This window comes from Kribbella albertanoniae (assembly GCF_004348455.1).
Lineage (GTDB): Bacteria > Actinomycetota > Actinomycetes > Propionibacteriales > Kribbellaceae > Kribbella > Kribbella albertanoniae.
This window is the reverse complement of record NZ_SMKA01000092.1, coordinates 19,815-27,677: the sequence shown is the minus strand read 5'-3', so window position 1 is coordinate 27,677 and position 7,863 is coordinate 19,815. Positions and strand designations below refer to the sequence as shown.

The window sequence follows — 7,863 nt, the reverse complement described above, 5'->3', positions numbered from 1 at the left end:
CCCACCAACCGTTTCCCCGCCCGGAAAGCGACTGGTGGCCGGAGACACCAACCAATGGCCGGAGACCTGTGGCAGCTGGTCTCCGGCGACTACTTCCTGCCTCAAGCCACCACTGGTGGTCCGGGCAGCGCGTGGGATGGGTCAGGGGGTGGAGCGGGCGGACTCTCCTACGTCGACGACGTTGCCGATGACAACGATTGCCGGTGCGCCGACTGCCTCCGCACGCATTGCTTCGGCGATTCCGGCGAGCGTGGAGGTGACGCGGTGCTGGCTGGGAAGGGTTCCGTCGGCGATGGCTGCGGCTGGGGTGTTGGCTGGGCGGCCGGCCGCGATCAGGCGTTCGGTGATGGCGGGGAGGTTTTCTACTGCCATCAGGAGAACGAGCGTGCCGGAGAGCTGGGCGAGCGCATCCCAGTTGACCAGCGACTCCGGGTGAGACGGCGGAAGGTGGCCGGAGACGACGGTGAACTCGTGCGTGACGCCGCGGTGCGTGACCGGGATGCCGGCTACCGCGGGCACCGAGATGGAGCTGGTGATACCCGGTACGACGGTCCACGGGACACCGGCTTCGGCACAGGCCAGCGCCTCCTCGAACCCGCGGCCGAAGACGTAAGGGTCACCACCCTTGAGCCGTACGACGACCTTCCCCTCGAGCCCGCGCTCGACCAGAATCCGGTTGATCTCCTCCTGCTGGGCAGCCCGTCCGCGCGGGAGCTTCGCCGCGTCGAACAGCTCGACGTCAGGCGACAACTCGTCCAGCAACTGTTGCGGAGCAAGTCGATCGGCGACAACCACGTCGGCCTCGGCGAGCAACCGGCGTCCGCGCACGGTGATCAGGTCCGGGTCGCCCGGTCCCCCGCCGACCAGGTACACGCCCGGTCGTCTGCCGGCCGCGTCCCGCGCACCGAGCTCGCCGGTCCGCAGACCCTCGAGAATCGCATCGCGGACTGCAGCCGAACGGCGGTGGTCGCCACCACCGAGAACCCCGATGGTGACGTTGTCGTGCTGACCCGACGCCGGGGTCCACGCCGTTGCGCGGGAGCGGTCGTCGGAACGGACGCAGAAGATCCGGCGTTCCTCGGCCTCGCGGGACACCTCGTCGTTCACAGCCACGTTGTCGGTGGCAACGACGACGTACCAGGCGTTCTCGAGGTCGCCCGAGGTGTAGCCGCGCTCGACCCAGGTCAGCGACGGGTTCGCGAGCAGGCCCTCGATGGTCGGGGTGATCGACGGGGAGATCAGGTCGATGACCGCGCCGGATTCGAGCAGTCGTGGCAGGCGGCGCTGGGCGACTCCGCCACCGCCGACTACGACGACGCGGCGTCCGGTGAGGACGAGGCCGGAGAGGTACTGGTCGGTCACGAGTCGATCCCGGCGGACTCGAAGGTCGCCATCTCGCCGAGCGCGCGCACGGCACAGGCCAGGATCGGATAGGCGAGCACGGCGCCGGTCCCCTCACCGAGCCGCAGATCGAGATCGACCAGCGGGGTCAGACCGAGTGTCTTCAGCGCGACCGCGTGCCCCGGCTCGGCCGAGCGGTGACCAGCGACGCAGTACTCGATCGAGTGCGGCTGCAACGCCTGCGCGACCAGTGCCGCCGCGCCGGCGATAACCCCGTCGAGGATGACCGGGACCCGGTTGGCCGCCCCACCGAGGATGTATCCGGCGAGCGCAGCGTGCTCAAGGCCGCCGTACGCCTGGAGTGCGCCGAGCGGGTCCGAAGCCGGTACGGCGTGTTTGGCGAGCGCGGACTGCACGATCGCGGTCTTGTGGGCCAGCGTGGCGTCGTCGATACCGGTACCGCGGCCGGTCACCACTGCGGCGGTCGAACCGGTGAAGGTGGCGATCAGGGCGGCCGAGGCGGTCGTGTTCGCGATGCCCATGTCACCGGTCAGCAGGCAGCGGTAACCGTCCTTGACCAGGGTGTCCGCGAGGTCGAAGCCGACCGCGATCGCCGCCCGGACCTCGTCGTTCGTGAGGGCCGCTTCGACCGACAGGTCGCGGGTGCCGGGGCGGACCTTGGCGTGGACGATGTCGAGCTCCTCCACCGGCGTGGCCACGCCGACGTCGACGACCCGGACGTCCACCCGGTTGTTGGCCGCGAATGCGTTCACCGCGGCGCCACCGGCAGCGAAGTTCGCCAGCATCCCAGCGGTCACCTCCTGCGGCCAGGGCGAAACCCCCTGCGCGTGCACACCGTGATCGGCCGCGAACACGGTCACTACGGCCGGCATCGGCACGTCCGGTGGGCAGACCCCGGTCATCCCCGCCACCCGCACAGAGAGATCCTCCAGCACGCCCAACGCGCCCGGCGGCTTCGTGAGCTGCCCTTGACGCTCCGCAGCCGCCCGCATCGCCACCTCGTCCGCGGGCGCAATCCGCGCCAGGTACTCCTCCACCGCATTTCCTCCACTGGTTCGATGCCCACTCGTGCACCGATCTTCGCATCCTCGGGCGAGTCCCCTCGGACGGCATGCGATCCGGTGGACAGTAATGTCGGATACACCACACGTCGCCGATCGCGGAGGACCCTGATGTCGCTCGACCGTCCCGTCACGCCGGACCCGTACAAGCTCCTGCCCGAGGTCGGCAGCTTCACTGTCACCAGCACCGACGTGACGGAGGGTGAACAACTCCCCGACGCCCACGTCTTCGCCGCCGGCAACACCTCGCCCCAGCTGAGCTGGTCCGGCTTCCCCGCCGAGACCAAGGGCTTCGTCGTCACCTGCTTCGACCCCGACGCCCCGATCGTCTCCGGCTTCTGGCACTGGGTCCTGGTCAACCTCCCCGCGGACGTCACCTCCCTGGAGACCGGCGCAGGGTCCACCGACCGCCTCCCCAACGGCGCCTTCCACGTCCGCAACGACTTCGGCACCAAGAACTACGGCGGCGCCGCACCCCCCGCCGGCGACCAGAACCACCGCTACTACTTCGTGGTCCACGCCATCGACGTCGAAGCCCTCGACGTGGACGACACCGCCACCCCGGCAGTCGTCAGCTTCAACCTCGCCTTCCACACCCTCGCCCGAGCCATCCTCACCCCCACCTACCAAACCGCCGAATAGCCGTACCGAAGAACGGGTAGTGGTGCCCCCATCCGCCCCACCCAGCGGGTCCCCTGAGCGTGGAAGCGAAGACAGTCGCGAACCACTACCCGTTCATCCGTACGCCGGGCCGCCCGCCGCCGCCTCTGCGGACCGACAGGACATATACGCGTACTCCCGCCCAGGCCGGGGTTCCGCACCGTAGTCATGAGTACCCCCAATTCCACTGCCTAGCCACCAGATGCGCGGCAGGCGGGTGCCCGGCGGACTTGCACCACCCACCAACTGCAGCTCGGACAGCAGGCTCAGGCGTGAGCACCGCCTGCCATCGGCGGTTGGAAGGTGGTAGCGGTCCGCGGGCCGGCACCATCAGCCTCCATCACCCGGCCCCGCCCCTCCCCGACTGGAAGCACCGTGCAGCCAGCAATCGATCTCCGGCGACACAGTCCCCCACTCGACGATCTGCCGCACAGTGGGTTCAGTCGACGGTGAGCAGCGGACGGGGCCCGCAGCATCGGATCGACAGGACGTATACGGGTGCTGGGTGGTTGGCGCGCGCTTGGGGTTGTGCTGGGCGGAGCTCAGTGCGGGTACATGTCCTGTCGGTCGGGCGCTCAGAAGGTGCGTTCGATCCAGCTGACGGCTGCGGTGACGGTGGCTTGGGCGTTGAAGAGGTGGGTGGGGGCTGGGCCGATGGTGGATCTGTGGGCGGCTCCGGCTTGGACGGCTTGGTCGGCTAGTACGGCGGTCGGGTGGTTGATGCCTTGGGCGGCGTATGGGAGGGAACCGTAGAAGGTGTCCAGGGTGCGGTAGGTGCGCCACTCGGTGCCGGATGGGGTGCGGACTGGCATTCGGTAGGTGTGGTGGCGCTTGTTCTCGACCCTGGCGATGGCTTCGGCGTGGTGGCAGAGGGTGAGGGTGTTGAGCGGGGCGCCTAGGAGGAGGACTTTGCCGTTCAGGTCTACGAGGCGACCTAGCGGGCCAGCCGGGCCCCAGGGGTCGTCGGTGTCTGGCAGGAGGTCGGGGGCTTCTGGTCCCACGGCGGTGAAGCTGACTTCGGGGTGGGTGCTGCGGTGGGCGCCGGGCCAGGTGCGGAGGCGCTCGGGGAAGCGGCCGAAGTCGCGGCGTGCGGAGGAGACCGCCGGATCGAAGGCCGGCACCTCGTCGTAGGCCTGCTGCCACAACGAAGGCCAGAACTGCACGTGGTAAGGGCTGTCGTCCCAACCACAGAAGGCGAGCAGGGTTCCGGCCGGACCGACTGCATCCTGCAGAGCGTGTACGACGGTGTCGATGCCGCCGACGACCCAGCCGAGGGCCGACAACCGGACATGCACCATCAGTACGTCGCCCGCCGCCACACCGATCTGTCGCAGCTGGTCGGTGATCGCAGGGCGGGTCAGCGGACGGAAGTCCGGATCGGCCAGCATCGCCGCGGTAGGGAACGCCATGCCCGTCATTGTGTCGGGAACGACACGTAGAGGGCACCGAATTTCGGTCGGCCGGACCGCGGCTGAGCGTGGCGGCTGAGTCGGCGGCCGACTACTACGTGTCGTTAGCGACGCGGGCGGTCCGGCGGGGAGCCTGGTGGACTCCCCGCAGCGGACTCAGTCCTTGATGCCGGATTGGGTGACGCCCTGGATCAGGTAGCGCTGGAGGAACGCGAAGATCAGGACCAGCGGGAGGATCGAGACGGCAACCGCCATGAAGAGTTCGTGGATGTTCACGGTTTGGGCCGTGATGAAGGTGGACATCGCGACTTGGATGGTCCACGAACTGGAGTCCTGGCCGATCACGAGTGGCCAGAGGAAGGAGTTCCAGTTGCCGATGAAGGTGATGGCAGCGATGGCAGCGAAGAACGGCAGCGAGTTCGGGACGACGATCCGCCAGAAGACGCCGAAATAGCCGGCGCCGTCGACACGGGCCGCTTCTTCGAGTTCTTTCGGAAAATTCAGAAAATACTGCCGGAAGAGGAATGCGGCGAATCCACTGAAGAGCGTGGGGATGATGAGACCGCGCAACGTGCTGACCCAGCCCAGCGACGAGACCACGATGAAGCTCGGGATGAAGGTGACCGCGCCCGGGATCATCAGGGTCGCCACGACCGCGTAGAAGACCTTGTCCGCGTGCCGGTACGGGATCCGGGCCAGGCCGTAGCCGGCCATCGAGGCGAGCAGGATCTGACCGCCGGTGCCCAGGATGCCCACGACGGCGGAGTTGTACATCGCCCGCGCGATCGGCACCTCGGTGTTGCTGAACAGTTCGCTGATGTTCCCCCACTGCAGGTCTTTCGGGAACAGGGTCCAGTCCGGTGCGGTGATGTCGGCCTCGGTCGACAGGGCGTTGCGCAGGATCAGGTAGAACGGCAGCAGGAACAGGACCACCGCGATGAACAGCGCGATCCAGCGCAGGCCGACGCCGACCCGGCCGAGTGGGCTGCGGGTGTAGCCGATCGGTTCCAGGGTGCCCGAGGTACGTTCGGCGGTGGCCATCAGTCGCCTGCCTTTCCGAAGCCGAAGATCCGGTTCTGCAGCAGCGTGACGATCATGATGATGACCGCCAGGATCAGCGCTCCGGCCGAACCGTGCCCGAGGTCCTGGATCGACCCGAGGGATATGCCGTACAGGTAGACCAGTGGCGGCCGCGCGTAGTTGACGTTGCCGATCAGGTTGTAGAACTCGTCGAAGGCCTGGTACGCCGCGATCAGGTTCAGGATCAGCACCGAGACCGAGGTCGCCCGCAGCTGCGGCAGCGTGATGTAGCGGAAGATCTGCCAGCCCGGCTTGGCGCCGTCGACGTACGCCGCCTCGTAGAGGGTCGGCGAGATCCGCTGCAGGCCCGCGATGAAGAGGATCATGTAGAAGCCGAGCTGCAGCCACAGCCGCACGGTGATGATCGGGATCCAGTACCACGGCGGATCCACGGTCGACAGCCAGGCGACGTTCTCGATCCCGAACCAGCCGAGCACGGTGTTGGCCAGGCCGAACCGGACGCCGTTGAAGATCGACAACTTCCAGATCAGCGACGCGACGACGTACGAGCAGGCCGTCGGCAGGAAGAACACCGAGCGGAAGAACGCCTTGGCGATCTTCACCTGGTTGACCAGCAGCGCCAGCGCGAGCGACAGCACGAAGGTCAGCGGCACGATGAAGATCGCGAAGATCGTGAACGTGCCCAGGCTCGACAGGAAGTTCCGGTCGGTCAGCATGTCGACGTAGTTCTGCAGACCGACGAACTTCGACGGGGTGACCGTGTTGTAGGCCTCGAAGAAGCTGAGGACCAGGCTCCAGATGATCGGCAGGTACGAGAAGATCAGCAGCCCTATCACGAACGGGCCGACGAAGAGCCAGAACCACATCGTGGTCCCGGCGATACCCTTCTGCCGCCGTCCCCGTCCCCGCCGCACACCAGGCGCGGCGGAGTCGGTACGACGGACGTCGGTGCTGTTGCTCATCCGAACAGCCGCGACAACTCTGCGTTGACCGTCTTCTCCGCCTTCGTGATCTCCGCGGAGGGGTCAGCTCCCTTCTTGATCACGTTCGTCAGAAGGTCGGTGAAGGCCGTCCCCATCTTCGGCGTCCAGGACGGGTTGTCGGTGTGCCCGTAGTCCGTGGTCAGCTTGACCGTCTCGGCCGCGACACCGCTCTGCAGCTTGGCGGCCTTCGCGGCCAGGCTCTTGCGCGGCGGGATGTGGAAGCCGTAGTTCAGCGACCAGTCCTCCTGGAACTCGGCCTGGTCGATCCACAGCCACTTCACGAACTTCTTGGCCGCGTCGACGTTCGCGCTCTTCGCCGACACGAACTGCGTCCAGCCGCCGGAGTACACGGCCGGCTTGCTCTGGGCGTCGAGCGCCGGGAAGGCGAAGACACCGAGGTCGTCGCCGAGCGCCTTCTGCATCCCGGGGACCGCCCACATGCCGATCCACTGCATCGCGACCAGGCCCTGGTTGATGGCGCCCGGATCCCACCAGTCGGTCGGGGCGCCCAGCAGGACGGACTTGTCGGCGTACATCTGGTGCAGCTTGCCGATCGCGGTCGCGGCCCGGTCGTTGGTAAAGCCGGGCTTGTGGTCGTCGGTCAGGTAGGTACCGCCGGACGACCACAGCGCGGGTCCGCCGAGCGCGTTGCCGCCGTCGTTGCCGACGAAGATGCCCTTCACCTTGTTGGTGGTGAGCTCCTTGGCCGCGGCGATCAGGTCGTCGATCGTCTCCGGCGGCTTGATACCGGCCTTGTCGAGCATCGACTTGCGGTAGTAGATCACCTGCGGGTCGACGATCATCCGGATGCCGTAGACCTTGCCGTCGATCGTGTTCGTGGCCAGGTCACCCTCGGCGAAGTCGCTCTTCACGTCGGCGATGATGTCGTCCAGCGGCACCACCTGGTTGCTCTTCACCATGCCGATGTTCAGTTGGCTCTCGAAGACGTCCGGACCCTTGTTGGAGAGCAGGCCGGAGGCGAGTTTGCTGGCGTAGTCGCCCGGCGTCCACTGCACCGCGACGTTAGCGTCGGTGTAGGCCTTGGCGTACTTGGCCGAGGCCTGCTGGGTGCCGGCCTCGCCGTACTGGTGGTACCACTGCGACAGGGTGACCTTGGCGCCGCCGCTACCACCGCCGCTGGACGGTCTGCCGGTATTGCCTCCGCAGGCCGCGGTGAACGCGGCGAGTGCGGCCAGGCCACCGGCCCGCTTGAGCAGATCCCGCCGGTTCAGACCAGCGTTCGGAACATGAGCAGGCATGAATTCCACCTTCCCGGGAGCAGCGCCGCAGGGGTTAGGGCGCCAGGAGTTCCGAGTTACTTAACAGCGTTAAGCATCTCCGATTTCG

General features: G+C 67.3%; 7 protein-coding genes. 1 reads left to right on the top strand and 6 read right to left on the bottom strand.

What is annotated here, in order from left to right:
• Positions 1–141 precede the first annotated feature (141 nt).
• Both cobA and cobT read right to left on the bottom strand, forming a co-directional pair.
• The gene (cobA, locus tag E1261_RS20510) at positions 142–1,362 is read right to left on the bottom strand and encodes a uroporphyrinogen-III C-methyltransferase (RefSeq protein ID WP_132408779.1); all 1,221 of its coding nucleotides are present in this window, start codon (positions 1,360–1,362) and stop codon (positions 142–144) included.
• Positions 1,359–2,399 carry a nicotinate-nucleotide--dimethylbenzimidazole phosphoribosyltransferase gene (gene cobT, locus E1261_RS20505; RefSeq protein WP_132408777.1) on the bottom strand — a complete coding sequence of 347 codons (1,041 nt, stop codon included), beginning with the start codon at positions 2,397–2,399 and terminating at the stop codon, positions 1,359–1,361. The genes cobA and cobT overlap by 4 nt, the downstream gene beginning before the upstream one ends.
• Before the next feature lie 135 nt (positions 2,400–2,534).
• Between cobT and E1261_RS20500 the strand changes: the two genes are divergently transcribed.
• Positions 2,535–3,065 carry a YbhB/YbcL family Raf kinase inhibitor-like protein gene (locus E1261_RS20500; RefSeq protein WP_132408775.1) on the top strand — a complete coding sequence of 177 codons (531 nt, stop codon included), beginning with the start codon at positions 2,535–2,537 and terminating at the stop codon, positions 3,063–3,065.
• Positions 3,066–3,658: 593 nt separating this feature from the next.
• Here E1261_RS20500 and aac(3) read toward each other — a convergent pair.
• From aac(3) to E1261_RS20480, 4 genes are all read right to left on the bottom strand, one after another.
• On the bottom strand, positions 3,659–4,492 hold the full coding sequence (gene aac(3), locus E1261_RS20495) for an aminoglycoside 3-N-acetyltransferase (protein WP_165952576.1): 834 nt from the start codon (positions 4,490–4,492) through the stop codon (positions 3,659–3,661).
• A 156-nt stretch (positions 4,493–4,648) separates the two neighbouring features.
• Positions 4,649–5,533 carry a carbohydrate ABC transporter permease gene (locus tag E1261_RS20490; RefSeq protein ID WP_132408771.1) on the bottom strand — a complete coding sequence of 295 codons (885 nt, stop codon included), beginning with the start codon at positions 5,531–5,533 and terminating at the stop codon, positions 4,649–4,651.
• Positions 5,533–6,495 carry a carbohydrate ABC transporter permease gene (locus tag E1261_RS20485; protein ID WP_132408769.1) on the bottom strand — a complete coding sequence of 321 codons (963 nt, stop codon included), beginning with the start codon at positions 6,493–6,495 and terminating at the stop codon, positions 5,533–5,535. Before E1261_RS20485 ends, E1261_RS20490 begins: the two co-directional genes overlap by 1 nt.
• Positions 6,492–7,775: an ABC transporter substrate-binding protein gene (locus E1261_RS20480; RefSeq protein WP_132408767.1), complete on the bottom strand. Its 1,284-nt coding sequence runs from the start codon at positions 7,773–7,775 to the stop codon at positions 6,492–6,494. Before E1261_RS20480 ends, E1261_RS20485 begins: the two co-directional genes overlap by 4 nt.
• Positions 7,776–7,863 lie beyond the last annotated feature (88 nt).

Bases quoted from the DNA above. Each gene is read 5' to 3' on its own strand.
- E1261_RS20490 (WP_132408771.1), bottom strand. From the start codon at position 5,533: ATGGCCACCGCCGAACGTACCTCGGGCACCCTGGAACCGATCGGCTAC.
- E1261_RS20480 (WP_132408767.1), bottom strand. From the start codon at position 7,775: ATGCCTGCTCATGTTCCGAACGCTGGTCTGAACCGGCGGGATCTGCTC.
- E1261_RS20500 (WP_132408775.1), top strand. From the start codon at position 2,535: ATGTCGCTCGACCGTCCCGTCACGCCGGACCCGTACAAGCTCCTGCCC.
- E1261_RS20485 (WP_132408769.1), bottom strand. From the start codon at position 6,495: ATGAGCAACAGCACCGACGTCCGTCGTACCGACTCCGCCGCGCCTGGT.